The organism is Terrabacter sp. R4-6 (assembly GCF_057529065.1).
The window spans coordinates 129,418-155,943 of record NZ_CP197224.1 but is presented as its reverse complement, the minus strand read 5'-3'; the positions used below and the strand labels follow the sequence as shown (position 1 = coordinate 155,943).

Genomic DNA, 26,526 nt, shown 5'->3' with positions numbered 1-26,526 from the left:
CCTCAGGCGGGCGGGTTCTCGCTGCAGGCGAGGGAGATCAGGGGCGCGGTGATCGTCGTCTGCCAGCGCCGGGCCCCCATGGCGGAGAGGGCCTCGGCGACCTCGGAGGTCGACGGCGCGGCCGGTCCCTCCCACAGGAAGCGCCGCAGCAGGTCGGGGGTCAGGAGGTTCTCGACCGGGACGGCCAGCTCCTCGGAGATCGCACCGAGCAGCTCCCGGGCGCGGGCCAGGCGGGCCGCGGCGACGGGGTCGCGGTCGGCCCACGCCTTGGGCGGCGGCGGGCCGCTCGGCGGGAGGGCCAGGACGGGCAGCTCGTCGTCGGGGAGGGCGAGGGCGCGCGCGACGACCTCGATGATCGCCTCCTGGTGGCGGCGCACCGAGCGGGCCAGCCGCGGCTCGGCGGAGCCCACGGTGCGTGGCGGCTTCGTCGCCCGCTGGTTGGCGATGGCGATCTCGCTGATCGCGGCGTCCGGCAGGACCCGTCCGGGGGAGGTGTCGCGCTGCTGGGCCACGGCGTCGCGCCAGAGCCACAGCTCACGCACGATGGCCAGACCCCGACGGCCGCGCACCTTGTGCATCCCCGACGTGCGACGCCACGGGTCGACGCGCGGCTCGGGACCGGTGAAGTCGAGCAGGTGCGTGAACTCCTCGGCGGCCCAGGCCGCCTTGCCCTGCGACGCGAGCTCGGCGGCCACCGCGTCACGCAGGTCGACGAGCACCTCGACGTCGAGAGCGGCATACCGCAGCCACGGCTCGGGAAGGGGGCGCACCGACCAGTCGACGGCCGAGTGCTCCTTGGCCAGCTGCAGGCCGAGGTAGTGCTCGACCATGGCGCCGAGCCCGACGCGGGGCAGACCGGCGAGACGGCCGCCGAGCTCGGTGTCGAAGAGCGACTGGGGGCGGAGCCCGACCTCGGCCAGGCACGGGAGGTCCTGGGTGGCCGCGTGCAGGATCCACTCGGCGTCGCCGATGGCCTCACCGACGGGGGAGAGGTCGGGGCAGGCGATGGGGTCGATGAGCCAGGACCCGGAGCCCTCGCGGCGGACCTGCACGAGGTAGGCGCGCTGGCCGTAGCGGTAGCCCGACGCGCGCTCGGCGTCGATGCCGACGGGGCCGGTGCCGTTGCCGATGGCCTCGGCGGCGCGCATCAGGGCGCGCTCGTCGACGACGACGTCGGGCACCCCGTCCCGCGGGTGGGTCAGCGGGACGAGCTCAGCGGCGGCGTCGGGTGCGAGGTCGGCGGCCTGGTCGTCGCCGAGGTCGTCGGCGGGCTCGTTCGGCTCCGCCGTCACCGTCGCTGCCCCGGGAGGGGGACGACGCCGTCGGGCAGCGGCGGGATGCCGGCGATGGTGCAGAGCATGTCGGCCCACGCGCGCAGGTGGTCGGTGGCGTCGCCGCCGACCGGGGTCCAGGAGGCGCGGATCTCCATCTCGACACTCGCCTCGCGGTCGGCGAGACCCGCGAAGCTCTCACTGACCACACGGGTCACCGTGCCGGCCTCGGCCGTCCAGCCGAGGTTGCGGTTGGCGAGCGAGTCGGTGAGCCACGACCACCCGACGGCCCCGAGCATCGGGTCGCCGGCGAGCTCGGGCTCGAGCTCGGCCCGCGCGAACGTGACGATGCGCCACTGGCCGTCCCACGTGTCGGGGGCTGCCGGATCGTGCAGGAGGACGAACCGTCCGGTCGCGAGGTCGTCGTCGGGGTCGGCGACGTCGATGACGTCAGCGGTCAGGGCTGCGGCGTACGGCGCGATGCGCGTCGGCGCCGGCACCTCGGTCAGCCGCACCTCGGAACGCAGACGGACGTCTCGCAGGGCGCTGAGCGTCCTGGCGAAGACCGCGCCGTGGTTGCCCGGCAACGTTCGCGTGTGCACCAGATGAGGGTATGCCGGAGTCGGGCGATCTGTCCTCAGGGCGCGCCGGACGCGCGTGGCGCAGGGGCACGTGCCCGCCGTGGCAGGATTGACCGGTGCCGACCACAGCCCCGCCAGACACCCGCCAGAGCGACCTCGTCCGCGCTGCGCGCCGCGAGTCGGTGACCCGGACCCCGGTGTGGTTCATGCGCCAGGCGGGGCGTTCGCTGCCCGAGTACCGCGCCGTCCGCGAGGGCATCCCGATGCTCGAGTCGTGCATGCGCCCCGACCTCGTCACGGAGATCACGCTCCAGCCCGTGCGCCGCCACGGCGTCGACGCGGCCATCTTCTTCAGCGACATCGTCGTGCCCCTCAAGGCCATCGGGGTCGACCTCGACATCGTGCCCGGCGTGGGCCCGGTCGTGGCCCACCCGATCCGCACGGCCGCCGACCTCGACCAGCTCGTCCCGCTGACGCCCGAGCACGTCCCCTTCATCACCGAGGCCGTGGGCCTGCTCGTCCGTGAGCTCGGTGACGTCCCGCTCATCGGCTTCGCCGGAGCGCCCTTCACGCTCGCGTCCTACCTCGTCGAGGGCGGCCCCTCCAAGAACCACGAGAAGACCAAGGCCCTCATGCACGGCGACCCCGAGCTGTGGGACGCCCTGTGCGCGAGGCTCGCGCAGATCTCGGGCGAGTTCCTCCGCGTGCAGGCGCAGGCCGGCGCCAGCGCCGTCCAGCTCTTCGACTCGTGGGCCGGTGCCCTGTCGAAGGCCGACTACGCCGCGCGCGCCATGCCCCACTCGTCGGTCGCGCTCGCCGCCGTCGCCGACCTCGACGTGCCCCGCATCCACTTCGGCGTCGGCACGGGTGAGCTGCTCGGCCTCATGGGTGAGGCGGGCGCCGAGGTGGTCGGCGTCGACTACCGCGTGTCGCTCACCGACGCCGTGGACCGCCTCGGGCCGACGTATGCCGTCCAGGGCAACCTCGACCCGGCCCTGCTCTTCGCGCCGTGGGACGCCCTCGAGCGCCGCGTCCGGGAGATCGTCGAGGAGGGGCGCCACGCCCCGGGCCACATCTTCAACCTCGGCCACGGCGTGCTGCCCACTGTGGACCCCGACGTGCTGACCCGGGTCACGGCACTCGTCCACGAGTGCTCGAGCCGCCCATGACGACGGCGGCACCGTCGGTCGCTCGCTCCAGCCTCACCATGCTCGGTGGGTCTGTGGCATCGCGCGTGCTCGGGGTCGTGCGCAACGGCCTCATCACCGCGATCATCGGTGCGAAGCTCGCCGGTGACGCCTTCTCCCTGGCCAACACGCTGCCCAACGTGCTCTACGTGCTCGCGGCCGGCGGCATCCTCAACGCGGTCCTCATCCCGTCGCTCGCCCGGGCGATGAAGCTCGAGGACGGCGGCCAGGAGTTCACCGACCGCGTCATCACGGTGGCGCTCACGGCGATGGCGGTCATCACGGTCGTCGTCATGGCCGCCGCCGGGGGGTTCGTCTGGCTGCTCGCCCGCAGCTCGTCGCCGGACTTCAAGGACCTCGCGCTCGCGTTCTCGCTCATCTGCCTGCCGCAGATCTTCTTCTACGGGCTCTTCGCCCTGCTCGGGCAGATCCTCAACGCACGCGGGCAGTTCGCCGCCTTCGCATGGGCCCCCTTCATCGCCAACGTCGTGGCCGTCACCGGGCTGGTGCTCTTCCTCTTCGTCTTCCCGAAGGACGCACCGCGCGGAGCCCCCGGGCGCGACCAACCGCGGGACCCGTCCGAGTGGACCGGGCCGATGATCTGGCTCTTCGCCGGCTCGGCCACGTTGTCCGTGATCGTCCAGGCCCTGTCCCTCGTCCCTGCCCTGCGGCGGACGGGGTTCCACTACCGCCCCCGCTGGGGCCTGCGCGGGGTCGGCCTCGGGGGCGTCAGCCGTCTCGCCCTCTGGGCCTTCGGCGGGCTGGCGGTGTCGCAGATCGGCTTCTTCATCAGCCAGGGCGTCCTCAACAACGCGACGGCCTCCGCCACGGCGCTCGGTCTCGAGGACGCGGTACGAGGCCCGGCGGCATACGCCATCGCGTTCACGCTCTTCATGCTGCCGCACGCATTCATCACGGTCTCGATCATCACCGCGCTCTTCCCGCGCTTCTCGGCCGCCGCGGCCTCCGGGGACAAGGAGAGCCTGCGCCGTGACTTCCGCACCGGCCTGACGATGCCGCTCGTGGCCAACGTGCCGATCATGGTCGCGGTCATCGTGCTCGCGGAGCCGATCGTCGCGCTGCTCAACCCCGGCATCGAGCCGCGCTCGGTCGAGGTCTCCGCCAGCGTCCTCATCATCATGATCCTGGGGCTCGTGCCCTTCGGCCTCGACCTGCTCTGCTACCGCATGTTCTTCGCCCTCGAGGACGGCAAGCCGACCGTCGTCATGCAGGTGCTCCTGACCGGCATCAGCGCGCTCGCCGGCGTCGTGACGCTCTTCATCAACCCGGTCTGGGCCATCGGGGTCATGGCGATGGGCCAGACGGTGGGCAACGTCGTCAGCTCCATGGTCGGCCTCTTCCTGCTGCGTCGGCGCATCGGGAGGCTCGGCCTCGGGGAGGGGCTCGTCACGGCGTCGCGCGTCGGCCTCGCCGCCGCCGTCGCCGGCGTCGTCGCCTGGGGTGTCACCCAGGTGCTCGACCCCATCACCGGGGCCGCGGTCGAGGGGACGACGTCGGCCCTCAAGCGGATGTTCGCCAGTGCCATCGAGATCGGTCTCGTCGGTCTCGTCTTCGGCGTCATCTACCTCGGCATCGCCCACGCCATGCACGTGCGCGAGGTGCGCCAGGTCGGCGACATGGTCCGCCGGCGGCTCGGTCGCTGACCGAGCCACCGACGGCCCCTGCGCCGTTCTCGTCGCCCTGCGTCAGTCCTCCGTCGCCGACGGGGAGGCAGATGCCGGTACCGGGGCTGCTGCCGGCTGCGGTGCCGGTGTGGGTCCGGCGCCGCTGCCGGTACCGGCACCACCGTTGGAGTGGGAGGTCACTGACGGCGTACCGGCAGCACGGCGACGCCACAGGCGCAGGGCGACCAGGGTGAGCGGCACGAGGAGGACGAGCCAGGGCAGGAGCGCCGCGAGGCCGGTGAGGATGACGGTGAGCGAGCCGACGAGGCTGTCCCACGCGGTGCGCAGCCCCCCGGTGAGGCCGCTCTCGGTCTGCACGGGCGTCGTCGCGTCGGTCCAGAGCGTCACCGTGACGTCGCTCGTCGTCGTCATCGCGTCGAGCTGGGCCAGACGTTGCGTCAGCGAGTCGAGCTCGGCCTGACGGCGGGTCAGCTCGCTCTCGAGCAGGATGACCTGCTGGAGGTCCGTCGTCTTCGTGAGCAGGGCACGCACACGCGTGATCCCGTCCTGCATGGGCTCGATGCGCGCCTTGGTGTCGACGTAGGTGTCGGTGACGTCCTGGGACTGCGACGAGCGGTAGGACACCGTCCCGATCTTGGACAGCTGCGTCAGCACGTCGTCGAGGGTCTTGGCCGGGACGCTGAGCACCATCCGGGCCTCGTCGACGCCGACGGTCGGCAGCGACGATCCCGACTCGAGGCGGGGGTCGACCCCGCCCGGTCCGGTCGGACCGCCGGTCGGGTCGACCGAGGTCACGACGTTCTCCGACGTCACCTGGCCCCCGGCGTCCGTCGCGATGACGCGGGCTCGGGCCGCCGATCCCGTCAGGTCGGTGACCTTGATCCCGAGCCACGCGGACCGCGCGATCTTCGGCTCGATGACGGCGACCGACCCCGCGACGCCGGTGCCGAGCGAGCCCGTGTCGGCGGCGGGCGACTTGGCGCCTGCCGTGGCGTCGGGCTGCGGCGCGAGGTCCTGCCCGACCACGCCGTTGCCGGTCACGTCACTGCGGCTCGCCTCTCCGGCCGATGCCGCGGACGAGGAGGAGCCTGAGGACGAGGCGCCCTGGAGAGCCTTGAGGCCCAGCGGGATCGACAGCGCGAGCACCGCGACGACCCCGGCGACCACGGCGAGGAGACGTCGCCGTGCGGGAGGGAGCGAGGCGAGACGCGGCAGGTGTGGCGTGGCGGTCATGGCGAGCCTTTCGACGGGTCGCCTCCCGTGCCGTACCTGACGGTGGAGCTGTGGTGCGCACGGTGTGTGTGGCGACGTCCCTTGTCACCAGAGACACGCAGGTGGACCCGATCGTTGCGGTGCCGCGCGGGGCGGTCGCGGCGGTGGGTCAGCCGTGCTCGTGGACGCGGCCGCGGCGGGTCCGGCGCACGCGGCGCACGACGAGCCAGCCGACGAGGACGACCACGGCCGTCCCGACGACCCAGTCGAGCACCGAGGAGTACCGGTCGACGAGCTCGTAGCGCGAGCCGAGCACCCAGCCGAGGCCGATGAGCAGGCCGTTCCACAGGGCACTTCCCGCGACGGTGAAGACCGTGAACCGCGCCAGCGGCATGTGGACGGCGCCGGCGGGGAGGGAGACGAGGCTCCGGACTCCGGGGACGAGCCGGCCGAAGAAGATCGACCGGCGCCCGTGGTCGGTGAACCAGTCCGTCGCCCGCTCGAAGTCGTGCCGGTCGACGAGCGGGAGCCGGGCCATGACGTCGATCGCTCGCTCCTGGCCCAGGCGGTCGGCCAGCAGGTAGAGGGTCAGGGCGCCGAGGTAGGAGCCGAGGGTGCTCGTCACGAGGAGCAGCCCCAGGCTGAGCTGGCCCTGCCGCGCGATGAAGCCGGAGAGCGGCAGCACGACCTCGCTCGGGATGGGAGGGACCACCGTCTCGAGGAACGTCAGGGCTCCGACACCCCACTCGCCGAGCGCCTGGATGACGCGGTAGGCGGCACCGACGAGTCCGGAGAGGTCCGCGGGCTGGGCGACAGGCTGGGCGACGGGCAGCGCGGGCGTGCTCATGCGCCCAACATTCCCTCATCGGCCGGGCCTCGGACAAACCGCCGGAGCCGGGATGGAAGAGTGGCGCCATGGGCAGGACGGTCGCGGTCATCGGTGGTGGCATCAGCGGACTGGCGGCCGCCTGGGAGCTCGGTCGCTCCGGCGTCGACGTCTCCGTCACGGTCCTCGAGGGCTCTGACCGGGTGGGCGGGAAGCTGCGGCTCGAGGAGGTCGGCGGGGTGCGCATCGACGTCGGCGCCGAGTCGGTGCTGGCGCGTCGCCCCGAGGCGCTCACGCTCGTCGAGGAGCTCGGCGTCGCGGCCCTCACGACGCACCCCGGACCCGCCGGCGCCTCGATCGTCTCGCGCGGGCGCCGCTGGCCGATGCCCCGCGGCACGGTGATGGGGGTGCCGGCCGACCCGGAGTCGGTGCGCGGGCTGCTCACCGACGACGAGGTGGAGCGTCTGGCGCACGAGCGCGTCGAGGGCCCCGTCGTCGGTGACCTCTCGGTGGGTGACCTCGTGGACGCCCGGCTGGGGCGTGCCGTCACGGACCGCCTCGTCGAGCCCCTGCTCGCCGGCGTCTACGCCGGGCACGCCCGCGAGATCTCCGCCGAGCAGGCCGTCCCGGTCCTCGCGGCCGCAGCGCACGACGGCCGACCGCTGCTCGACGTGGCCCGTGCCGCAGCCGAGTCGGCAGCGAGCGGACCGATGGCCGGTCGCCCCGTCTTCGCCTCCCTCGTCGGCGGCCTCGGGACGCTGCCCGAGGCCCTCGAGCGCGAGCTCGTCGCCGCTGGTGTCCTGGTGCGACGGGGTGCGGTGGTGCGCGGGGTTCGTCGCGACGGCGACGCCTGGGTCGTGTCGACCGGTCCCACGACCGACGTCGTTGAGCAACGTTTCGACGCCGTCGTGCTCGCCGTCCCCGCGGCTCCGGCCTCGCGACTGCTGCGTGACGTCGCCCCCGCGGCCGCCGCGGCGCTCGCGACCGTCGAGTACGCGTCCATGGCCATCGTGACGTTCGCCCTCGACGGTGCCGCACCGGACGTCCTCGACGGCAGCGGCTTCCTCGTCCCGCCCACGGAGTCGCTGACGATCAAGGCGTCGACGTTCAGCTCGGTCAAGTGGCCCTGGCTCGCAGCCGCCCACCCGGGCCGGACGTTCCTGCGGGCCTCCGTCGGCCGTCACCGCGAGGAGGCCTCGCTCCAGCGCTCCGACGACCAGCTCGTCGCCGTGGCCCTCGCCGACCTGCGCACGGTGCTCGGGCACGGGGTGCCCGACCCCGTCGACGCGCACGTCCAGCGCTGGGGCGGGGGACTGCCGCAGTATGCCGTCGGGCACCGTTCGCGACTGGCGCCCACCCGCGTGCTGCCGCCCGGGCTCGCGCTGTGCGGGGCGGCATACGACGGCGTGGGCATCCCGGCGTGCATCGCGTCCGGCCGCGCTGCCGCGCGGTCGGTCCTGACCCGCTGACGAGGGGCTCCGAGCCGCTTGGGATGATGGGGCCATGAGCGAGCGCCTGACCCCGGCCGAGATGCGGGAGATCAACGACACCATCCGCTACTGCATGTGGTCGGTGTTCAGCACCGTCACGCCGGTCGGCGACGACCGCGACGCGGTCACGGCGGACCTCGAGGCGTTCCTCGACGAGATCGCCGGCGAGGGTGTCGTGGTCCGTGGCATCTACGACGTCGCAGGCCTGCGCGGCGACGCCGACTTCATGGTGTGGTGGCACGCCGAGACGATCGAGCAGCTCCAGTCGGCCTACCACCGACTCCTGCGCACCGAGCTCGGCTCGCACCTCGAGCCGGTCTGGAGCAACGCGGCGCTGCACCGCCCCGCGGAGTTCAACAAGAGCCACGTCCCGGCCTTCATGGCCGACGAGGTCGCGCGGAAGTACGTCTGCGTCTACCCGTTCGTCCGCTCCTACGAGTGGTACCTCCTCGAGGACGCCGAGCGCCGCGACCTGCTCCGCGAGCACGGCCAGATGGCGCGTGACTTCCCCGACGTGCGGGCCAACACCATCGCCTCCTTCGCCCTCGGCGACTACGAGTGGCTGCTCGCCTTCGAGGCAGACGAGCTCCACCGGATCGTCGACCTCATGCGCGAGCTGCGCGCGTCCCGCGCCCGGATGCACGTGCGCGAGGAGATCCCGTTCTTCACCGGGCCGAAGGTCGAGCCGGCCCAGCTCGTCGCCAACCTGCGCTGAGCGCCCGCGACCCACGCGCGCGCCGCTGAGCCCCACCTGCACGTGCAGGCGGGGCTCAGTCGTCGATCGCCTTGGCGATCGCCACGATGACGGGAATGAGCAGGACGACGAGCCACGACTCGGTGCGCAGGAACGCGGCGAGCGCGATGAAGGGGGCGAGGCTCACGAGCACGCGCGCCACCCTGCTCCGTGGCCCCTGGCGGGGCGCCGACGGACGCGAGACGGCGCCGCCCCGCGCGGGCTCGAGCCGCGGACGTGGCTCGGGCAGGTCGACGAAGAGCTCGGTCAGGTCCCGCCGGACGACGGCGTCGGTCGCCCGGCCGCGCCGGTCCTCGTACTCGTTCGCGTCGAGGCGTCCCGCGGCGTGGTGCTTGGCGAGCGCGGCGAGCGCCTCGTCGCGCTCGGCACTGCCGATGCGGATGTCGCCGTCGTCGACCATGGGACGAATCTAGGCGAGGAGTCCGGGCGACCGCAGCCCGTCGGCGGTCGGCCGGTCAGGCCTGCGCAGACGGTCCCTCGTCGGGCTGCAGGCGCAGCGAGATCGAGTTGATGCAGTAGCGCTGGTCGGTCGGGGTGTCGTAGCCCTCGCCCTCGAAGACGTGCCCGAGGTGCGAGCCGCAGCTGGCGCACCGGACCTCGACGCGCTTCATGCCGAAGGCGCGGTCCTCGATGTACTCGACCGTGTCACCGGCGAGCGGGGAGTAGAACGACGGCCAGCCGCAGTGCGACTCGAACTTCGTGTCGCTGCGGAAGAGCTCGCTGCCGCAGGCCCGGCAGGAGTAGACGCCCTGCGTCCTGGTGTCGGTGTACTCGCCGCGGAACGCGGGCTCGGTGCCGGCCTGTCGCAGGACCTTGTACTCGGCGGGCGTCAGGGCTGCGCGCCACTCCTCGTCGGTGCGCTGGACGGCATACGGCTTGTCGGAGGTGTTCTCGTGGCTCATGTCCAGACCAACGCCACGTCACCCGGGTTTGTGCCCGCCCGGCGACGACGTGGTCCTTACGAGGTCTTACGGGCCGGGTGCGGACGCGCCACGAGGGCCCCGGTGGGTGGCCGGGGCCCTCGTGCTGCTCGGCCCGGGGTGGTCGGGGCCGCGCAGGACCTTCATCGACGCGCTGGCGTCACTTCTTGTTCGGCGGGACGGTGCAGGTGGCCGTCGCCGTGTTGCCCGCGGCGTCCGTGGCCGTCAGGAGCAGGTCACCCTGGACGGTGACGTGCCAGTCGACCATGCCCTCGAAGGGGACGGACGACGGCGTCGCACCGAGCGCCTGCGTCATCTTGATGTACGTGCCGGGGTCGTAGGGACCGAAGGAGGCCCCCGTGACGGTGTCGGAGACCGTCACCGTCGTGCCCGGCAGGTTGTCGTCGGCGACGAGCTGGTAGAAGCCGGCCTTCTTGTAGCCGGGCGGCGTCACACCGTCCGGGTTGACGCCGGGGCCGCACGAGACGGTCGGCGGCGTGACGTCGTTGACCTTGATGCTCACGGTCTGGACGAACTCCGGCCCGGCCTCGGCACCGTTGACGAGGAAGGTCGTCGTGCAGGTCAGCGTCGACCCCTGCGGGGCGTCGGTGGCGACCGTGATGGCCTCGTCGAGCACGACGTCGCTGCCGCTCGTCACGGTCTGGGGCAGGGCCGGGGTGAACCCGATCGACAGGCCGGCGTCGCAGTCGACGTTCGCCGTGACCTCGGCGGGCAGGTTGCCCAGACCGGCGAGGATGGTGCTCGCGACGTTGCCCGGCGTCACGCTCGGGAAGAACGCGCCCGACGTGGCGTCGGCGATGCGCTGGGCCTGGCCGGTCGCGTTGAGGCCGTCGGCCCCACCGGACTCGACGTTGATGGCGATGACCTGGGCGCCGACCCCCGTGAGGGATGCCGTCGCGTCGGCCTCGCTGTGCCCGCCGCTCGGGTCGTGACCGCTCGCGTCGCCGAACCAGACGACGATGCGCGAGGAGTCGGGTCGGTAGGCGATGGCGCCGCCCCCGGACCCGACCTGCCACAGGGCGTTGAGCTGGCCCTCGGGGGTGTCGCCGCCCCCGGACGCGGACAGGCTGTCGATCGCGGCCTGGGCGGTGGCCTGGCTGCCCGTCAGGCCGGTCTCGACCTGGAAGAACTCCGCCCCGTCACCCTCGTCCTTGTAGGACGCGATGGCGAACTGGGCCTGCGGCTGGGCTCCCTGGACCGTGGTGACGATCGAGCCCATCTCGGACTTCACGTTGTCGATCGCCGGCCCCATGCTGCCGGTCTCGTCGACGACGAGGACGATGTCGGGCTTGGGCGGGATCTCCGGCGTGCTGATGGTCTTGGTGACGTGGACGGTGTCGCCCGGGTCGACGGACGCGTCGTAGGTGGCCGGGCTGACGCCGGCTCCCATCGCGAGGGCCGGCGTGGCGACGAGCGCCCCGGCCGCCGCGATGCTGAGTGCGCCGCGGCGCAAGGTGGTGAACACGGATGTCCCCTTTCGTGGGACGAGACGGTGAGAAGCGGCGCGTGGACCTCGTCCTCGCACCCCGAGACGGCGAGGTGGTGACCGCGACCCCGAACGGGCGCCTCCTCGACCGCGACCGGCCCACGGGTGGGCCGGGGAACGATCAGGGGGTGCGGCACGCCGCCCGTGGGTCCCCGAGGCTCCCGAAGGACGGTGCGCCGGACGCCCGATTTGATACGCCTGTCCTGATCCGTGTGCGCCCGGCGGCACGCCCTCCCACGGCATGCGCCGGTCGTTTGCGACGATGGCCCCGTGCAGGTGCGCCGTCTCGTCTCGCGTCCGGTGCTCGTGGCCGCGGCCGCCGGCACGGGATCGGTGCTCGGCGCGGCCGGCGGTTCGGTGGCGGCCGCCGCGTACTTCGCACGACGCGTCATCACGCCCGACGAGCTGCAGCCGGACGACGTCGAGATCCTGCGCCACGACGCCGACACGGTCACCTTCGGCGTCACCCCCGAGACCGTCGTGCCGGGCCGCTACGGCGTCTGGCTCGACGGGGGAGCGGGCCATGCGCGGGTCGGTGAGATCGTCGACGCGGACCCCACGTCGGTGACGCGACGGCTCGTGGCGGTGGACCGGGGAGCCATCGAGACCGCGACCGCCCGCTGGAACCAGTACTACTTCTGGGACCGCCCCTCGGTGAGCCTGGGCCTGCCCGACGAGGACGTCAGCATCCTGTCCGACGTGGGCCCGCTGCCGGGCTGGGTGGTGCGCCGTAAGGACGGCACGACCGGGGCCGACTGGGCCGTGCTCGTGCACGGCCGCGGTGCGCGCAAGGAGGAGACGCTCCGGGCCGTGCCGGTACTGCGCGAGGCCGGGTGGACGAGCCTCGTCGCCGCCTACCGCAACGACCGCGACGCCCCGCGTGGCCCGGACGGGCGCTACAACCTCGGGCTGTCGGAGTGGCGCGACGTCGAGGCGGCCATGGGGTATGCCGTGTCGCACGGTGCCCGGCGCATCCTCCTTCTCGGGTGGTCGATGGGCGGCGCCATCGTGCTCCAGGCCCTCGACCGGTCACCACTGTCGGACTACGTCGTCGGGGTGGCGCTCGACTCCCCGGTCATCGACTGGGGAGTCGTGCTGCGCCACCACGGGCGGCTGCACCGCGTGCCCGGACCGCTCGTGCGGGTGGCCACCGACCTCATGGGCTCCCGTCGCACACGTCGGCTCGTCGGGGTGCACGAACCGATCGACGTGGCCCGCACCGACTGGGTCGCGCGCGCCGGCGAGCTGCGGCACCCCATGCTCGTCATCGCCTCGGACGGCGACGACTTCGTGCCGATCGGGCCCGCGGTGGCCCTCGCAGGGCGGCGGCCCGACCTCGTGCGCCTCGAGCGGTGGGACACCGCGCGGCACTGCCGCGAGTGGAACTACGACCAGGACCGCTGGGAGCGCGTCCTGCGCGAGTTCGTGGGCGTGTTCGCCGAGGGCCGCTGAGCGCTCGTCGTAGGGCGTCAGACGCCGCCGAGCGCCGTCGTGCGGCCTGGTGCGGCGTCGTGCGCCTTCGTCACCGCCTGACGAACCAGCGTCCCATCAGCGTCGCGTCCTGCTCGACGAGCACCTCGAGGTCGAGGTCGGCGGGCGTGCCCTCGGGGCCGACCGGGCGCGGGTGCTGGCCGCCGACGACCTGCGGGGCGATGGTGAAGCAGAGCTCGTCGAGCCGACCCGCCGCGAGGAAGGACCCGAGCAGGCTCGGCCCACCCTCGGTGAGGACGTGGTCCCAGCCGCGAACGTGCAGCGCCTCGACGAGGGCCGCGACGTCGACCACGTCGTCGCCGCAGACGAGGACGTGGTCCTCACCGAGGTCACGCCTGGCCGAGTCGAGTCCGGCGGCCGAGGCCGGGACGGCCATCAGTGCCCGGCCGTCCCGGCATCCGCTCAGCGTCGGGGGGACGTGCCCCTGGTTGCTCACGGCGACGAGGGGCAGGGCGTCCGGGAGGCCGCGGTCGCGTCGCAGGTCGACGAGCGGATCGGCCACGGACAGAGGCGGATAGCCCTCGGCGCGGATCGTTCCTGCACCGACGACCACGACGTGGCTCAGGGCTCGCAGCACCTCGAAGACGACGTGGTCGGCGTCGTTGTTGATCGAGCCGGAGCGTCCGTCCGCGCCGGTGGCGGAGCCGTCGAGGCTGGTCACCATGTTGCACCGCACCCACCGGTCCCGGGGCGGTGCATAGGCGCTGAAGAGCCCGGTCGGGTCGAGGTCGGAGTGGGCGGGCAGGCCGGAGCGACCGGGCACGAGCAGGCGCATGGGGCCAGTATCGACGACGGCCCGGGACGCCGCGCGGATCGGTGACCTCACATCCCGTCGCACCGGTCTCCGGTCGGGCAGGATGACGCCATGGGCAAGGGCGCGAAGGGCAAGGGCAAGAAGTCCGGGAAGTCGTCGGGCAAGGAGGGCAGGATCTCGAGCAAGAAGGCGGCCAAGGAGCTGGAGGCCCAGGTCGCCGAGGACGAGGTCATCGCGGCGCACGAGGAGGCGGCCGTCGAGGAGATCAAGGACGTCGCCAACGCGCTGAAGGTCGGGAAGGGCTTCGTGCTCGCCGACGTCGACACGTCCGGCACCCCGGGTTTCACGGGCGACAAGATCGCGGGCAAGGCGGCGCTCAAGGCCTGTGAGGCCGAGCTGTCCGACCTGCTCGAGCGGCTCTTCGCCGCTTCGACGGCCGGCTCGAGGCAGTCGCTCCTGCTCGTCGTGCAGGGCATGGACACCTCGGGCAAGGGCGGCATCATGCGCCACGTCATCTCCGTCAACCCCCAGGGCGTCAAGGCGACCGGCTTCAAGGCGCCGACGAAGGAGGAGCTCGCGCACGACTTCCTCTGGCGCATCGACAAGGCCCTGCCCGGCGCCGGCCAGCTCGGGGTCTTCGACCGCTCGCACTACGAGGACGTCCTCGTCGTGCGGGTCCACGAGCTGGTGCCCGAGGCCGTGTGGTCCAAGCGCTACGCCCAGATCAACGCCTTCGAGCGCAGGGTGATCGCGGCCGGCACGACCGTCATCAAGGTGATGACCCACATCTCCAAGGACGAGCAGAAGGCGCGGCTCATGGAGCGCCTCGACCGCCCCGACAAGCACTACAAGTACAACCCCGGCGACGTCGACGAGCGCAGCCACTGGGGCGCCTACATGGAGGCCTACCAGGCCGTCCTCGACAAGACCTCGACGGTCGGTGCGCCGTGGCACGTCGTGCCGTCAGACCGCAAGTGGTACGCCCGACTCGCGGTGCAGCAGCTCATCCTCGAGGCCCTGCGGGGGATGAACCTCCAGTGGCCGCCGGCCGACTTCGACGTCGAGGCAGAGAAGAAGCGCCTGTCGGCGAGCTGACGCGCTCGGCGCCGCAGGGGGCGCAGACCCGAGGACGTATGCCGCCCAACGGGTCTCGCGTGGTGCCGCGGTTCGCCTCTCGGTGCGTCAGCCGGCTCGGTCGATGACGGTCGCCGCCGCCCCGGCGAGGTCGACGTCGAGGGAGCCGAACGAGTGTCCGCGACGGCCCGCGATCCGACTGGCCACGAAGGCATCGGCGACGGGGCCGGGGGAGTGCTGGACAAGCAGGCTGGCCTGGAGGGCGAGCGCCAGCCGCTCGACGACGACACGCGCGCCGAAGGACGCCTCGGCGGACGAGGGGTCGAGCGAGCGCGCCTGTGCGAGTGACGAGTCCACGTGCGCGTCGAGCTCGGCGCTGCGGCCGCGGACCTCGTGCAGCTCCTTCGTCAGCGCCTCCAGGGTGGTCGGCTCGCGGGTCACGGCACGCATGACGTCGAGGGCGTTGACGTTGCCCGAGCCCTCCCAGATCGAGTTGAGCGGCGCCTCGCGGTAGAGGCGCGCGAGGCCGTTCTCCTCGACGTAGCCGTTGCCGCCGAGGCACTCGAGCGCCTCGGCCACCATGGGGGCTGTCCGCTTGCACACCCAGAACTTGCCGAGGGCCACACCGAGCCGGGCCAGCTCGCTCTCCCCGGTGTCGACGGCGTGGGCGAGCCGCAGACCGAGCACGGTCGCCGCCTCGGCCTCGAGGGCGAGGTCGGCCAGCACGTTGCGCATCAGCGGCTGGTCGACGAGGAGCGCGCCGAACGCGGTCCGGTGACGGGCGTGGTGCACCGCTCGGGCCACGGCGTCACGCATCGTCGCCGTCGAGCCGAGGATGCAGTCGAGGCGGGTCGCGCCGACCATGTCGATGATGGTGCGGACCCCACGACCCTCGTCGCCGAGCCGGCTGCCCCACGTGCCGTGGAGCTCCACCTCGCTCGAGGCGTTGGAGTGGTTGCCGAGCTTGTCCTTGAGGCGCTGGAGGGCGAAGGGGTTGCGTGTGCCGTCGTCGAGCCCACGCGGCACGACGAAGCAGGTCAGGCCGTCCGGCGCCTGGGCGAGCACGAGGAAGACGTCGCTCATCGGCGCCGAGCAGAACCACTTGTGGCCCGTCAGTCGGTAGGTCTCGCCCGGCAGGGCCCCGCCGGGGGAGGCGATTGCCCGGGTCGTGTTGGCGCGCACGTCCGAGCCGCCCTGCTTCTCCGTCATGCCCATCCCGGCGATCGCCCCGGCCTTCTGCGACACGGGCCGGATGCCGAACTCGTAGTCGCGGCTCGCGAGGGCCGGGAGCCAGTGGGCACCCAGGGTCGGGTCGTGTCGCAGGGCCGACCCCGCGGCATACGTCATCGAGACGGGGCAGCCGTGCCCGGCCTCGACGCGTGACCACAGGACGAATCCGGCCGCGCGGCGCACGTGGGCGCCCGAACCGGCGGGCGACGTCCACGGTTCGGCCGTGAGGCCGGCCCCGACGGCCCGGGTCATGAGCCAGTGCCACGACGGGTGGAAGTCGACCTCGTCGACGCGGTGGCCGCGCGCGTCGTGGGTGCGCAGGACCGGCGGGTTCGTGTCGGCGAGGCGGCCGTGCTCCTGCGCCTCCGGGGTGCCGGCGAGGGACCCGAGCGGGGCGAGGTCCGAGACGGCCGCGGGGCCTGCCCAGCGCTCCACCGCCTCCCGCAGCGCGACGTCGTCGGAGAGGAAGTCGCCGCCGACGAACGGGGGCACCTGGTTGGTCACCTCGTGTGTGCTCACCCCGCCGAGACTAGGCGCCGAGCGGGTGGCCCTGCCCGCCGGGCGCGTGTCGTGCCGGTCACGCGTGCCGCGGTTGGTCGTGGCCCCGTTAGCCTCGGAGACGATGAGCGTGCGGACGAGGATGCGGGCAGTGCTGGAGCGAGTGCCGTGGGGCGTCCCGCTCGCGCGGCTGACCCTGGAGACGATCCGGGTGTGCCTGCGCTACCGCGTCACCGGCCTCGCGGCCGAAGGCGCCTTCTTCATGCTGCTCAGCCTGCCGCCGCTCGTCCTCGGGCTCTTCGGTGGGCTCGGCTTCGTCGGCGGCTGGATCGGCGCCGACACGATCAACAGCATCGTGTCGGCCATCGAGGTCTACGCCTCGCGCTTCCTGTCCGAGTCGAGCATCAACGAGCTGCTCCTGCCGACCATCGACGACGTGCTCAAGGGCGGCCGTGTCGACATCATCTCCGTCGGCTTCATCCTGTCGCTCTGGTCGGGGTCGCGAGCCCTCAACGTCTTCGTCGACACCGTCTCGATCATGTACGGGCAGAAGGACGCTCGCGGTATCGTCCACATGCGCGCCTTCAGCCTGCTGCTCTACACGCTCGGCATCCTCTCGGCGATCATCGTGCTGCCGCTCATGCTCCTCGGGCCGGGTCTGCTCGCCTCGTGGCTGCCCGACGCGGCGGCGACCGTGACCAAGGCGCTCTTCTGGCCGACGCTCATCGTCTTCAGCGTGCTTCTTCTCGCGTCGATGTACCACGTGTCGACCCCGCGACGGAGCCCCTGGCGGCGCAACGTGCCGGGCGCCCTGCTGGCGATGGCGATCTGGCTCGGCGCGTCCTACGTCGTGCGGATCTCGCTCGAGGTCTCCATGGGCGGCTCCTCGATCTACGGCCCGCTGAGCACGCCGATCGTCCTGCTCATCTGGCTGTACGCGCTGGCCGTGGCCATCCTCATCGGCGCGGGCCTCAACGCCGCGGTCCGCACCCTGTGGCCCGTCGACCTGCACGAGGGCGCGGACGTGCGGCTGGTCAACTGGGCGATGGAGGGTGCCGGTGGGCTCATCGCCCGTGCGGAGCCCGAGACCAGCGACGGTGGACCGGGGTCGGACACGGACCCGCCGGCGACGTTCGACGGCGTCGACGTACCAGCCGCCGACGCCGGCGCGCACGCGCGTCGAGGGCGCGACCAGCAGTACGAGAGCACCGACCACGGGCCGATCAAGACGGCGATCCAACGCAGCGTCGGGGAGGGGGCGAGGGAGGTCGAAACGACCTCTGAGCAGGCCTCCGGAGAGGCCTCCGACCCGACCTCTGACGAGGCCGCGCGGCGGCGCTGAGGTGCCGGCACGGGGCCGACGACAGCCGGTTTTGTATCTCGTGGATCGATCGGCTAATGTCTACCAAGCACCGAGCGGGGAGGTTACACCGCTGGTGTTCCCGCGGACGTAGCTCAGTTGGTAGAGCGCAACCTTGCCAAGGTTGAGGTCGCCGGTTCGAGCCCGGTCGTCCGCTCGGAGGCAAAGATCCACTTGCCTTCCACGGTGGAGTGGCCGAGAGGCGAGGCAGCGGCCTGCAAAGCCGCGTACACGGGTTCAAATCCCGTCTCCACCTCGGTGAGACACCACGCAGTACCAGCAACACCCAAGGGCGATTGGCGCAGCGGTAGCGCGCTTCCTTGACACGGAAGAGGTCACTGGTTCAAACCCAGTATCGCCCACCAGCACGAGACAGCCCCTGACCAGCGGAGACGCGGGTCAGGGGCTGTTCTGTCATGTGGCCACGGGCGCGCACGAGCCGTCATCGCGTCGTGGCGGATCGCCGCCAACGGCCCAGGTCTGCTCGGTCGCCCTCTGCCGGAGGTGGGCCGTGTCCGCAGCCCTCGTCCGAATCCGGGGGTGCCGACGACCCCACCGTGCTCAGAGGGGCGGATATCGGGCGTCGCCCGCCTCGGAGTCCTCGGACAGGTCGTGCGGATGTGGTGGCGCGGCGGCCGGGTCGAGCGGAGGTCGCCGTGGTCCTTCTCGAGCCCGATGACGTCCTCGATCGCGATCACGCGGTCGTGCCGTTGCCAGATGCGCACCAGGCGGCGCATGTGCAGGTTCGCCAGGTTCTTGGCGACCTCCTTGGGCACGACGACGCTGCGGTGGTAGCCGAGGTTGCCGTCGGCGTCAGCCGAGACGAACCGCTCCAGGCTGAGTCCGCTGGACGGGCTGGTGTCGCCGACGACGGTCATCGACACGTCGATGGGTCCGTAGCCGGGAGCACCGCTCGCCGATGCCATCAGCGGCGCCGTCGGCGCCCCGCCGCGGTCGTCACGGAGGCCATCGGGCCGGCGACGTCCGCCACATCACCGCGAGCTCGGAACGGATCGCCAGGGAGCTCGGATGGCGCGCTCAGATCGGTCTCGCGGAGGGAATGAGGGAGTTCGCGGTCGCTCCGCTGAGGACACCTGTCAGCGGACCGATCACGTCGTGACTGTCTTCCCCGGTAGAGGTCCATCCGATGGTCCACGCGATGGCTGGCGTCGTGGCTCCAACGCAAGGCCCTGGCTCGACCCGACCGAGGGCCGCCGCCTGCTGTTGTGGAGTGGTTGTGCGGGACGGCGACCACACTGGTCAGCCGCCGTCCCGCGCCCTCCCCATCGCGTCTGCGCCCGGGTGTCCCAAGAGACGTCACTGCTCGGGTGGAGCGCTCACGCACTCAGGCTCGAGTATCACGTCGTCACCTGCTACATCCACGCCTGTCGGGTTCTGTTACGCCGAGGCGCAGGGGCGGCACGTCGCTCGCAGAGTCGGGGCAGGAGTCCGGCGCCAGACCAGCTGGCAGGTGATCAGGGCAGCGGGCCCTTGGGCCCGTGGTCCTTCTGGAACTGCACGGCCTGCTCGACACGGTCCTCCGCGTCCTCCTGACGCGAGTCCGCGAGATCGGCGTCGGTGGACCCCGAAACCGCCGAGGTGACCTTGTCGGTCGCCGTCCGGGCGGCATCGGCCACCTTGTCCGCCACGACCGGGGCCTGCTCGCGCACGAGCTGGGCACCCTGGTGCGCCTTCGCCTGCACACGAGGGTCGTCCTTCAGCTGTCCGATGGCGCGCATGAACTGCTCGTAGGGCTCCCGACCGGCCCGCGAGCCGAGCAGGAATCCGACCGCGCCGGCGGTGACGATGAGCAGTCTCTTCATGAGGGGCCTCCGTGTCTCAGGGTCGGCTGCCCTGGTCCGGCGCCGACGATCTCCCTCAGCCATACCCACCAGCACCCCGTTCAGCATCAACGCCAGGACGCGTCGACACCGACCGTCGGCCAGAGCGGGCGTGGGGCCTGGGGCGCGAAGGTCACACCTCGGGCAGGGCCCCCGTCTCCAGGAGGTCGGCCGCCACCTGCACGAGCTTGCGGTTGGTGTGCTGGCTCGCTTCGCGGAGCATCTGGAAGGCGTCGGCGGGCAGGATGCGGTGCCGCTCGACGAGAATGCCGATCGCGGCGCCGATGGTCCGGCTGTGCTCCAGGGCCGACTGCAGCTGGACGGAACGGTCGTCGCTGCGGGCCGCCTCGACCGCGATGGCGGCGTGCTCGGCGACGAGAGCCGCCCTCGCGACCGACCCCTCGTCGAACGAGCGGGGCCGGGCGCTGTAGAGGGTGAGCACGCCGACGGTGGCGCCGTTGAAGCGCAGTGGGACCGACAGCACCGCGCGGATGGGTGTGCGTGCGACGATCTGCGTGGCGTATGCCGTGAACCTGCACTCGTGCGCGAGGTCGTCGCACCGCACGACCTCTCCGGCCTCGAAGGCGGCGAGACCGGGACTGTGCCCCGCCTCGGCCGCGACCTCGGCCACCGTCTCCATGAGCGCCTCGTCCGTCGAGTCGGCCAGTCGGGCCCGTGTGCGCGTGAAGTGCTCCGCCACGGCGACCGCGGCCCAGTCGCAGGGCACGAGGTCGACCGAACCCGCGGCGATCTCGTGCAGGGTGGGTAGTACTCCGGGTGTCTCGGCCAGGGTTCGGGCCAGGCTCGTGAGGACGGTTGCGGCGCCCAGACCGGACGTGGCGCCCACCGTGGTGTCGGGGCGGTTCGTGGTCATAGGTGCATGATGGCACTGCGCCGGCCCGCAGGGGGAGGTCACAGACCCCCCGGCCGAGGTCGCCATGCGGCGGCGTGTCTCAACCCGTGAGCGAACCCTGGGCGGTCAGGGCCCCGAGGTAGTCGGCGAAGCCACCGGGCGTGCGTCCCCGGGTGCGTCCCGAGGTGCGCACGTGCACGGACGAGGTGGCCAGACAGCTGGCGCCGGAGGCCCGGACGCGTTCGACGAGGCCCACGTCCTCATGGACCGCGAGCGGCTCGAAGCCCCCGGTCGCCCGGTAGGTCGAGAGCCGGAGGCCGAGGTTGGCCCCGTGGACGTGTGGGTGACCGTCGCGCAGCTGGTGCAGGGCGTGCCATCGGGCAAGGGCGTCGGGGCCGAGCTCGTCGTCGGGCTGCACGGTGCCGGTGACCAGGTCGAGTCCGGTGTCGGCGAGCATGACCTGGCGCACGAGCCAGTCGGTCGGTACCGCGCAGTCCGCATCCGTGCCGGCCAGCCAGTGAAGACCGGTGTCCGGTTCCGCGACGTGGGCCGTGGCGACGGCGACGCCGTGGGCACGAGCCGCACCCACGCACCGGCGGTCGACCTCGACGACGGTGACGTCGCGGTGCCGTGCGGCGACCTCGCGCGAGCGGTCGACGCAGCCGTCGAGCACGAGGACGACGCGTGCCCGGACGTCGGGCCGGGACCGGTGCAGCTCGGCGACGGCGTCGTCGAGGGAGCCGAGTGCACGGGGCAACAGCGCCTCCTCGTCGTTGGCCGGGACGACGACGTGCACGTGGGTCAACGGACGGGGGAGACGAGCCGTCACGGCGACTCCGCCCGGTGCGCCGAGGACGTCGACAGCACGTCGAGCCGGAAGTCGCCCTCGACGTGGGTGGCCACGACGGGCAGGGCGGACGTGCCGGTCCACAGCTCGTGGACCCGAGGGCCGTCGAGCGGCCAGCCCCGAACCGGGTGTCGCCAGTGGCACAGCACGACCGCGCCGTCGTCCGTGAGGGAGGCGTCGACGCGCGTGACGAGCCGCCGCAGTCGCGCGGGGCTGAGGAAGTATCCGACCTCCGAGACGACGACGAGGTCGAAGGGTGCGTCGGGCCAGTCGTCGGGGACGCTGCCGTGCAGGACCTCCACGTTGCCGAGCCCCTGCAGCGAGGACCGCGCGGTCTCGACAGCCGCTTCGCTCTCGTCGACGACGACGAGTCGGTCACACCGTGTCGCGAGGTCCTCCGCCAGGGCCCCGACGGACCCGCCGACCTCCAGCGCGCAGCCGTACCGCTCGTGAGGGAGGGCCGCCAGGGTGACCGCCCGCTTGCGCTGCTCGTACCAGCTCGTCCGGACCTGCCACGGGTCGCTGGACGAGGCGTGGAGCTCGTCGAGGCTGTCGTCGGCAGGCACGTCCAGCCGGAGGAAGACCTCGAAGGAGCGCGCGAAGTGGGCGAGCATGTCCCCGTGGAGCACGGCCTCGTCGCCGGGCTGCTCGGAGACCGGAGCGACCTGCGTGCGGTGCAGCGCCACGGCCTCCTGCTTCACGGCCAGCACGTCGGGGTCGAGCGCGAGCGCGTGGAGGTCGGCCCACGGGGCCTGCTCCGGCTCGCACCAGTGCCACAGCCACACGGGGTACTCCCACAGCTCCGCGTCCGTACGCCGGCACGCCACGCCCGCAGCACGACCGGCCGCGTCGTGGTCGGCGTGGCCGTCGTGCCGCCACGGCGCGACGACGACGGTGTCGGCGCCGCGCTCCCCGACGACGTCGACGAGGCCCGTGACGGTCTCGTCGGCGTGGACGGCGACGTGGCCGTCGGGGAGACCGAGCCGCTCGATCGTCGCGGACGGTGCGAGTCGGGCCAGCGCCGCGCGGGACTCCTCGACCCTGAGTCCGGCAAGGTCGTGGCTCGACAGGGTGGGGGAGCCGGGATGCGACGCCTCGCCGTCGGTGAGCAGCACGACCGTCACCTCGAGCCCGGCTCGGGCGGCGAGAGCGATGAGTCCGCCGGCGGCGAGCGTCTCGTCGTCGGGGTGGGCGGCGACGACGACGAGTCGACGGCGCCCCGAGAGGAGCGCGTCCGCCGACCTGAGGTCGCCCCACTCGGGTCGCTCGCTCCACTCGGTCTCTGGCGTGCCCGACTCGGTATGCGTGAAGGGCCGCGCGCCGGTCACCACGGTCCGCCGTCGGTGTCGCCGTGGGTGCCGCCGTGGGTGTCGCCCCCGACGTCCTGGACGTGACGGGCGAGGACGTGGCGACCCAGGGCGGCCTCGTCGCGTTCCGCGTGCTCCTGGCGCAGGTAGAGCTGCAGGTCGGCGACCCGCGCGGCGTGGTCGTCCTCGAGCGCCAGGGGTGCCGGTCCGGTCGCATGGGCGACGCGCTCGAGGACGGACTCGGCGACCCGGGACACGACGTGCCGCACGCGCAGGGCGAGCAGTGCGCCGTCCTCACCCGCCGCCCGGCCGTCGTCGACTCGGGAAGCCGCGTCGGCGAGACAGGTCCGGGCTGCCCAGAGCCCGGCGTCGACGGCCCCCACATGCATCTGCGCGATCTGGTCGGGCTCGCGTCCCCGGCGCAGCAGTCGGCGGGCCACTCCCACCGCGCCGCCGTACCAGACGGCCGCCACCCCCATGCCGCCCCAGGCGAACCCGGGGCGCTCGAGGTACCAGCCCGTCGGTCCGACCGGGACCGCCTCGGCGCCGTCGAAGTCGACAGGACCGCTGGGCACGGCGGTCAGACCCCGGGCGAACCACGCCGAGGGCTGGACGGTCACGTGGTTCGACGGGCCCAGCCGGACGGCATACAACCGTCTGGTGGTGTCGCTGTCCCAGGCGGTGACGAGGGCGTGTGAGAGTGACCCGGCCAGCGAGCACCACGGCTTGGTCCCGTGCAGCCGGACGGCGCCGGCGGCGTCGCTGGAGCTGTCGCGGGCCTCGAGCCGGACACCGGGGCCCTCGGCGGCGAAGACCCCCCACGACGCACCGTCGGGGGCGGCCGAGGTGACGGCGTGCCCGGCCGAGCGGGCTTCTGTGAGGATCGCCAGCGCGTCGAGGTGCGGCTCGATCGTGCGGGCCGCCATCAGGTCGACCGCCGCGACGGACGCCAGCGACTCCCACAGGGTGCGGGTCGAGCCCGAGCCGGGCACCGGGAAGGCGTCGGGCAGGGCCCGGACGAGCTCCGTCGTCGCCACCGGGTCGCGCCCCTCACGGAGGCGACCACGGAGGTCGTCGACGAGGTCATCGAGGCGCGACGGCGACGTCACACCGTCCCCGAGGCGCACGGCCCCGGTCACAGGAGGGGTCCCGGCGTGGCGGAAGGGTGTACGTGGTGGCTCACTGGCTGCACATACCCGCTCGTCCACGAGACCAGGGATGTGCGACTGAGCCCGCCCGGGGTGGGTACGCCGTGACCAGCGGCGTCGCTCCTCCGATCCTCCCCTGTGGTCCGGGGGGCGGCGCCGTCGGGGGTGCGGGGTGCGTTCTCACCGGGGACGGGTACCCGCCGGCGTGAACCCGGACGCGTCCGCGGGCCCTGAGCGGGTACGGCACAGTCTCACCGGCAACGCGCCGCACGGCGCACGACGACCAGGACTCAGCATGACGGCATACAGCACCATCATCCGCGCCACCCACGTCGTCACGAACGCAGCGTGGTTCGGCGGCTCCCTGGCTGGGGCCGTCGCACTCGACCCGGCTTCCCGCAGGGCTGACGTCGTCCGCCAGCGTGCCCAGGGCGCCGACGAGGGGTGGCGGCGGTGGGGGCCGGTGCAGGGCGCCGCCATCGGTCTGCACCTGCTGAGCGGGATCGCCATCCTCGCCGACAACCGACACCGCGTCGTCGCGCACCCCCCGACGGCGGTCGCCGTCGTCCTCAAGACCGCGCTGACGGGGACCGCCATCCTCGTCAGTGCCGAGGCCTACCGATCCGGCGCCGAGCTCGAGGAGGCGCTCGAGGGCTCCGAGACGGATCCGGCTGCGCAGGACCGGGCGCGCAGGCTCGCCAGACGGATGGGGTGGCTGCAGTGGGCCACGCCGGCGGCCACGGCAGTCCTCCTGGCGCTCGACGCCTATCTCGGCGAGCAGCAGCGCGGCGTGGCCGGTCTGCTCGACCGACCGTCCTCAGCAGGGCGCGCGTCCTGAGCCGCGCGTTCGCCTTCGCGTGCGAGCCCCTCTGCTGACAGGGTGCAGCGCAGGCAGTCTGTCCGACCACCGGTGAGTACGCGGGCTCGGTCGTCGGAGTGTTTTGCGATCGCGGCCACGGGTACCTGTCGGTCATGCAGAGCCGTCTCACGCCCTCCGGCCCCCAGAGTCCCCGACGACGCGTTTCGGGCGAGCCGCGATGCTGAACGGAGCGCGCGGGCCCGGTCGTCTGCCGACGATGGACACGCTCGTCCTGGTCCGCCACGGCGAAAGCGTCGGCAACGTCGCGGATGCCCGAGCCCGCAGTGCCGGCGCGGGCCGCCTCGACCTCGACACCCGCGACCCCGACACCCCCCTGTCCGAGCGGGGGGAGCGGCAGGCGACGGTGCTGGCCCAGCACGTCGCGACAGCCGAGGCGCGCGGCCCCGACGTCGTGCTCAGCTCGCCGTACCTGCGGGCGGCGAGCACGGCACGCGTCGTCGCGGCGGCGGTCGGGCTGGAGCCCGTCTGGGACGAGCGGCTGCGGGAGCGTGACCTCGGCGTCTTCGACGGACTGACCGGTTCGGGGATCCGGGCGAGCCACCCCGAAGAGGCCGAGCGGAGGTCTCGCCTGGGGAAGTTCTACTACCGTCCGCCCGGCGGGGAGAGCTGGACCGACGTCGCGCTGAGGGTGCGCCATCTGCTCCTCGACCTCGCGCTGACGCACGGGGGTCGCAGCGTCTGGGTCTTCACCCACCAGGCCGTGATCATGAGCTTCCGGCTCGTGCTCGAGGGTCTCGACGAGACGACCCTGCTCGACCTGGACCGGACCCAGCCGCTCGCCAACTGCTCACTGACGCGCTATCGAGGCACCCCGGGCGGAGCATTGGCCCTCGAGTCCTTCGCCGACACCGGTCATCTGGAGGAGGCTTCCGTCGAGAAGACCCACGAGGCATCGGCGACCGAACCCGTGGCTCCGCGCGAGGGGAGGACGTCACGGTGACCGAGGAGTGTCCTGTGCACGTGGACGACGGCCTCCTGCGGGGGTGGCGACTGCCGGAGCCCCGAGGCGACAAGTCCGACCGTGGCACGGTGCTCGTCGTGGGCGGGTCCCGGCAGACGCCGGGGGCGGTCCTCCTCGCGGCCGAGGCTGCGCTGCGCGTGGGGGCCGGCAAGGTGCAGGTGGCCACGGCCGCCGACACCGCTGCAGCCGTGGGTACCGCGCTGCCCGAGGCGTTCGTCGAGGGACTGCCCGTCCTGCATGAAGGCGATCTGGCCGTCGCGGGTGCCGACCGAGTGCTCGAGCTCGCCTCCGGCGCAGACGTGGTCCTCTTCGGTCCAGGCCTCGGTCACCCACAGAGCGCGAATCTCCTTGCTGCGCAGATCGTTCCGCACCTCGACTCTCAGCTGGTGCTTGATGCCCTGGGGACGGCGTATCTCACGGGTCGTCTCGACGGAGTACGCCATCTGGCCGGGCGGGTCCTGCTCACCCCCAACGTGACGGAGCTGGCAGCGCTCCTGGAGATGGAGGAGGACGACGTCTCGGAGGACGAGCTCGGCGCGGTCCGCACGGTCGCTGACACCACCGACGTCGTCGTCCTCGGCGGGGGAGAGGTCTCGTACGTCGTCCGTGCGCACGCCGAGTCGTGGTCCTGCGACTCCGGGCCCTCCGCTCTCGCGACGGCCGGGTCGGGAGACGTCAAGGCCGGCGCGGCTGCCGGGCTGCTCGCCCGGGGAGCCGCACCCGAGCAGGCGGCGGTCTGGACCGCCTGGCTGCACGCCCGCGCGGGGGAGGTCCTGCAGGACCTGCAGCCCGGGTTCCTCGCCCGAGACGTCGTCCGCGCCGTGCCGAGGGTGCTCCACCGCTTCGAGTCCGCCTAGCGCCTGGAGGCCGACCGAGTCGTGCCGGCTC

The 26,526-nt window shown here is 72.8% G+C and carries 25 protein-coding genes and 3 tRNA genes; 13 read left to right on the top strand and 15 right to left on the bottom strand.

Annotated features, from left to right (window positions below):
- Window positions 1-2: 2 nt before the first annotated feature.
- Entirely contained in the window at window positions 3-1,292 is a 1,290-nt protein-coding gene (locus tag ACSSS0_RS00745) for an HRDC domain-containing protein (RefSeq protein ID WP_435985843.1), read from the bottom strand.
- Entirely contained in the window at window positions 1,289-1,873 is a 585-nt protein-coding gene (locus ACSSS0_RS00740; RefSeq protein WP_020145570.1) for a DUF3000 domain-containing protein, read from the bottom strand. Before ACSSS0_RS00740 ends, ACSSS0_RS00745 begins: the two co-directional genes overlap by 4 nt.
- Before the next feature lie 95 nt (window positions 1,874-1,968).
- Here ACSSS0_RS00740 and hemE point away from each other — a divergent pair, with 95 nt between their 5' ends.
- Both hemE and murJ read left to right on the top strand, forming a co-directional pair.
- The gene (gene hemE / locus ACSSS0_RS00735; RefSeq protein WP_435985844.1) at window positions 1,969-3,021 is read left to right on the top strand and encodes a uroporphyrinogen decarboxylase; all 1,053 of its coding nucleotides are present in this window, start codon (window positions 1,969-1,971) and stop codon (window positions 3,019-3,021) included.
- A complete protein-coding gene (murJ, locus tag ACSSS0_RS00730; RefSeq protein WP_487229682.1) occupies window positions 3,018-4,703 on the top strand; it encodes a murein biosynthesis integral membrane protein MurJ in 1,686 nt (561 codons plus the stop codon). The genes hemE and murJ overlap by 4 nt, the downstream gene beginning before the upstream one ends.
- Before the next feature lie 42 nt (window positions 4,704-4,745).
- Here the strand turns inward: murJ and ACSSS0_RS00725 are convergent, their stop codons facing one another.
- Together ACSSS0_RS00725 and ACSSS0_RS00720 are read right to left on the bottom strand one after the other, a co-directional pair.
- The gene (locus ACSSS0_RS00725) at window positions 4,746-5,918 is read right to left on the bottom strand and encodes a DUF4349 domain-containing protein (RefSeq protein ID WP_487229681.1); all 1,173 of its coding nucleotides are present in this window, start codon (window positions 5,916-5,918) and stop codon (window positions 4,746-4,748) included.
- A gap of 148 nt (window positions 5,919-6,066) precedes the next feature.
- A complete protein-coding gene (locus ACSSS0_RS00720) occupies window positions 6,067-6,744 on the bottom strand; it encodes a DedA family protein (RefSeq protein ID WP_435985847.1) in 678 nt (225 codons plus the stop codon).
- A gap of 68 nt (window positions 6,745-6,812) precedes the next feature.
- Between ACSSS0_RS00720 and hemG the strand changes: the two genes are divergently transcribed.
- Entirely contained in the window at window positions 6,813-8,192 is a 1,380-nt protein-coding gene (gene hemG / locus ACSSS0_RS00715) for a protoporphyrinogen oxidase (protein ID WP_487229680.1), read from the top strand.
- Between the two features lie 34 nt (window positions 8,193-8,226).
- Window positions 8,227-8,928 carry a hydrogen peroxide-dependent heme synthase gene (gene hemQ, locus ACSSS0_RS00710; RefSeq protein ID WP_435985849.1) on the top strand — a complete coding sequence of 234 codons (702 nt, stop codon included), beginning with the start codon at window positions 8,227-8,229 and terminating at the stop codon, window positions 8,926-8,928.
- A 55-nt stretch (window positions 8,929-8,983) separates the two neighbouring features.
- Here the strand turns inward: hemQ and ACSSS0_RS00705 are convergent, their stop codons facing one another.
- The 3 genes from ACSSS0_RS00705 to ACSSS0_RS00695 form a co-directional block, all read right to left on the bottom strand.
- On the bottom strand, window positions 8,984-9,367 hold the full coding sequence (locus ACSSS0_RS00705; protein WP_487229679.1) for a DUF1707 SHOCT-like domain-containing protein: 384 nt from the start codon (window positions 9,365-9,367) through the stop codon (window positions 8,984-8,986).
- A 55-nt stretch (window positions 9,368-9,422) separates the two neighbouring features.
- Window positions 9,423-9,869 (bottom strand): peptide-methionine (R)-S-oxide reductase MsrB, encoded by a 447-nt coding sequence (gene msrB / locus ACSSS0_RS00700; RefSeq protein ID WP_487229678.1) that lies wholly within the window; start codon window positions 9,867-9,869, stop codon window positions 9,423-9,425.
- 178 nt (window positions 9,870-10,047) lie between these two features.
- A complete protein-coding gene (locus ACSSS0_RS00695; protein ID WP_487229677.1) occupies window positions 10,048-11,373 on the bottom strand; it encodes a vWA domain-containing protein in 1,326 nt (441 codons plus the stop codon).
- Between the two features lie 291 nt (window positions 11,374-11,664).
- Here ACSSS0_RS00695 and ACSSS0_RS00690 point away from each other — a divergent pair, with 291 nt between their 5' ends.
- Window positions 11,665-12,846, top strand: a complete 1,182-nt coding sequence (locus tag ACSSS0_RS00690) for an alpha/beta hydrolase family protein (protein ID WP_487229676.1) — start codon at window positions 11,665-11,667, stop codon at window positions 12,844-12,846.
- Window positions 12,847-12,916: 70 nt separating this feature from the next.
- On the opposite strand, the gene ACSSS0_RS00685 is transcribed toward ACSSS0_RS00690, so the two are convergent.
- On the bottom strand, window positions 12,917-13,660 hold the full coding sequence (locus tag ACSSS0_RS00685; protein ID WP_487229675.1) for a dihydrofolate reductase family protein: 744 nt from the start codon (window positions 13,658-13,660) through the stop codon (window positions 12,917-12,919).
- Window positions 13,661-13,750: 90 nt separating this feature from the next.
- Between ACSSS0_RS00685 and ACSSS0_RS00680 the strand changes: the two genes are divergently transcribed.
- Window positions 13,751-14,734 (top strand): polyphosphate kinase 2 family protein, encoded by a 984-nt coding sequence (locus tag ACSSS0_RS00680; RefSeq protein WP_435985855.1) that lies wholly within the window; start codon window positions 13,751-13,753, stop codon window positions 14,732-14,734.
- Between the two features lie 87 nt (window positions 14,735-14,821).
- On the opposite strand, the gene ACSSS0_RS00675 is transcribed toward ACSSS0_RS00680, so the two are convergent.
- Window positions 14,822-16,462 (bottom strand): acyl-CoA dehydrogenase family protein, encoded by a 1,641-nt coding sequence (locus ACSSS0_RS00675; RefSeq protein ID WP_487229674.1) that lies wholly within the window; start codon window positions 16,460-16,462, stop codon window positions 14,822-14,824.
- A gap of 121 nt (window positions 16,463-16,583) precedes the next feature.
- On the opposite strand from ACSSS0_RS00675, the gene ACSSS0_RS00670 reads away from it, so the two are divergent.
- The 4 genes from ACSSS0_RS00670 (at window position 16,584) to ACSSS0_RS00655 (ending at window position 18,166) form a co-directional block, all read left to right on the top strand.
- Window positions 16,584-17,783 (top strand): YihY/virulence factor BrkB family protein, encoded by a 1,200-nt coding sequence (locus ACSSS0_RS00670; RefSeq protein WP_487231170.1) that lies wholly within the window; start codon window positions 16,584-16,586, stop codon window positions 17,781-17,783.
- A gap of 102 nt (window positions 17,784-17,885) precedes the next feature.
- A tRNA-Gly gene (locus tag ACSSS0_RS00665) sits at window positions 17,886-17,958 on the top strand.
- A 28-nt stretch (window positions 17,959-17,986) separates the two neighbouring features.
- Window positions 17,987-18,057: transfer RNA gene (locus ACSSS0_RS00660), tRNA-Cys, on the top strand.
- A gap of 34 nt (window positions 18,058-18,091) precedes the next feature.
- A tRNA-Val gene (locus tag ACSSS0_RS00655) sits at window positions 18,092-18,166 on the top strand.
- Here the strand turns inward: ACSSS0_RS00655 and ACSSS0_RS00650 are convergent.
- The 6 genes from ACSSS0_RS00650 to ACSSS0_RS00625 all read right to left on the bottom strand — a co-directional run bounded on the left by ACSSS0_RS00650 (window position 18,137) and on the right by ACSSS0_RS00625 (window position 23,758).
- On the bottom strand, window positions 18,137-18,727 hold the full coding sequence (locus tag ACSSS0_RS00650) for a hypothetical protein (RefSeq protein ID WP_487229673.1): 591 nt from the start codon (window positions 18,725-18,727) through the stop codon (window positions 18,137-18,139). The genes ACSSS0_RS00655 and ACSSS0_RS00650 overlap by 30 nt on opposite strands.
- 549 nt (window positions 18,728-19,276) lie before the next feature.
- Complete coding sequence (locus tag ACSSS0_RS00645; protein ID WP_487229672.1) at window positions 19,277-19,624, bottom strand: YtxH domain-containing protein; 348 nt, start codon at window positions 19,622-19,624, stop codon at window positions 19,277-19,279.
- 151 nt (window positions 19,625-19,775) lie between these two features.
- Window positions 19,776-20,516: a GAF and ANTAR domain-containing protein gene (locus tag ACSSS0_RS00640; protein ID WP_487229671.1), complete on the bottom strand. Its 741-nt coding sequence runs from the start codon at window positions 20,514-20,516 to the stop codon at window positions 19,776-19,778.
- 79 nt (window positions 20,517-20,595) lie between these two features.
- Entirely contained in the window at window positions 20,596-21,324 is a 729-nt protein-coding gene (locus ACSSS0_RS00635; protein ID WP_487229670.1) for a glycosyltransferase family 2 protein, read from the bottom strand.
- Entirely contained in the window at window positions 21,321-22,673 is a 1,353-nt protein-coding gene (locus ACSSS0_RS00630) for a PIG-L family deacetylase (RefSeq protein ID WP_487229669.1), read from the bottom strand. Before ACSSS0_RS00630 ends, ACSSS0_RS00635 begins: the two co-directional genes overlap by 4 nt.
- On the bottom strand, window positions 22,667-23,758 hold the full coding sequence (locus tag ACSSS0_RS00625; RefSeq protein ID WP_487229668.1) for an acyl-CoA dehydrogenase: 1,092 nt from the start codon (window positions 23,756-23,758) through the stop codon (window positions 22,667-22,669). Before ACSSS0_RS00625 ends, ACSSS0_RS00630 begins: the two co-directional genes overlap by 7 nt.
- 334 nt (window positions 23,759-24,092) lie before the next feature.
- On the opposite strand from ACSSS0_RS00625, the gene ACSSS0_RS00620 reads away from it, so the two are divergent.
- From ACSSS0_RS00620 to ACSSS0_RS00610, 3 genes are all read left to right on the top strand, one after another.
- Window positions 24,093-24,635, top strand: coding sequence for a hypothetical protein (locus tag ACSSS0_RS00620; protein ID WP_487229667.1), 543 nt, complete (start codon window positions 24,093-24,095; stop codon window positions 24,633-24,635).
- Window positions 24,636-24,873: 238 nt separating this feature from the next.
- Window positions 24,874-25,617 (top strand): histidine phosphatase family protein, encoded by a 744-nt coding sequence (locus tag ACSSS0_RS00615; protein ID WP_487229666.1) that lies wholly within the window; start codon window positions 24,874-24,876, stop codon window positions 25,615-25,617.
- 20 nt (window positions 25,618-25,637) lie between these two features.
- Entirely contained in the window at window positions 25,638-26,495 is an 858-nt protein-coding gene (locus ACSSS0_RS00610; RefSeq protein ID WP_487229665.1) for an NAD(P)H-hydrate dehydratase, read from the top strand.
- The last annotated feature ends 31 nt before the right edge of the window (window positions 26,496-26,526 follow it).

Bases quoted from the DNA above. Each gene is read 5' to 3' on its own strand.
- ACSSS0_RS00640 (WP_487229671.1), bottom strand. From the start codon at position 20,516: ATGACCACGAACCGCCCCGACACCACGGTGGGCGCCACGTCCGGTCTG.
- ACSSS0_RS00620 (WP_487229667.1), top strand. From the start codon at position 24,093: ATGACGGCATACAGCACCATCATCCGCGCCACCCACGTCGTCACGAAC.
- ACSSS0_RS00705 (WP_487229679.1), bottom strand. From the start codon at position 9,367: ATGGTCGACGACGGCGACATCCGCATCGGCAGTGCCGAGCGCGACGAG.
- msrB (WP_487229678.1), bottom strand. From the start codon at position 9,869: ATGAGCCACGAGAACACCTCCGACAAGCCGTATGCCGTCCAGCGCACC.
- hemQ (WP_435985849.1), top strand. From the start codon at position 8,227: ATGAGCGAGCGCCTGACCCCGGCCGAGATGCGGGAGATCAACGACACC.
- ACSSS0_RS00720 (WP_435985847.1), bottom strand. From the start codon at position 6,744: ATGAGCACGCCCGCGCTGCCCGTCGCCCAGCCTGTCGCCCAGCCCGCG.
- ACSSS0_RS00680 (WP_435985855.1), top strand. From the start codon at position 13,751: ATGGGCAAGGGCGCGAAGGGCAAGGGCAAGAAGTCCGGGAAGTCGTCG.
- ACSSS0_RS00685 (WP_487229675.1), bottom strand. From the start codon at position 13,660: ATGCGCCTGCTCGTGCCCGGTCGCTCCGGCCTGCCCGCCCACTCCGAC.
- murJ (WP_487229682.1), top strand. From the start codon at position 3,018: ATGACGACGGCGGCACCGTCGGTCGCTCGCTCCAGCCTCACCATGCTC.
- ACSSS0_RS00645 (WP_487229672.1), bottom strand. From the start codon at position 19,624: ATGAAGAGACTGCTCATCGTCACCGCCGGCGCGGTCGGATTCCTGCTC.
- ACSSS0_RS00650 (WP_487229673.1), bottom strand. From the start codon at position 18,727: ATGGCATCGGCGAGCGGTGCTCCCGGCTACGGACCCATCGACGTGTCG.
- ACSSS0_RS00615 (WP_487229666.1), top strand. From the start codon at position 24,874: ATGGACACGCTCGTCCTGGTCCGCCACGGCGAAAGCGTCGGCAACGTC.
- ACSSS0_RS00670 (WP_487231170.1), top strand. From the start codon at position 16,584: ATGCGGGCAGTGCTGGAGCGAGTGCCGTGGGGCGTCCCGCTCGCGCGG.
- hemG (WP_487229680.1), top strand. From the start codon at position 6,813: ATGGGCAGGACGGTCGCGGTCATCGGTGGTGGCATCAGCGGACTGGCG.
- ACSSS0_RS00725 (WP_487229681.1), bottom strand. From the start codon at position 5,918: ATGACCGCCACGCCACACCTGCCGCGTCTCGCCTCGCTCCCTCCCGCA.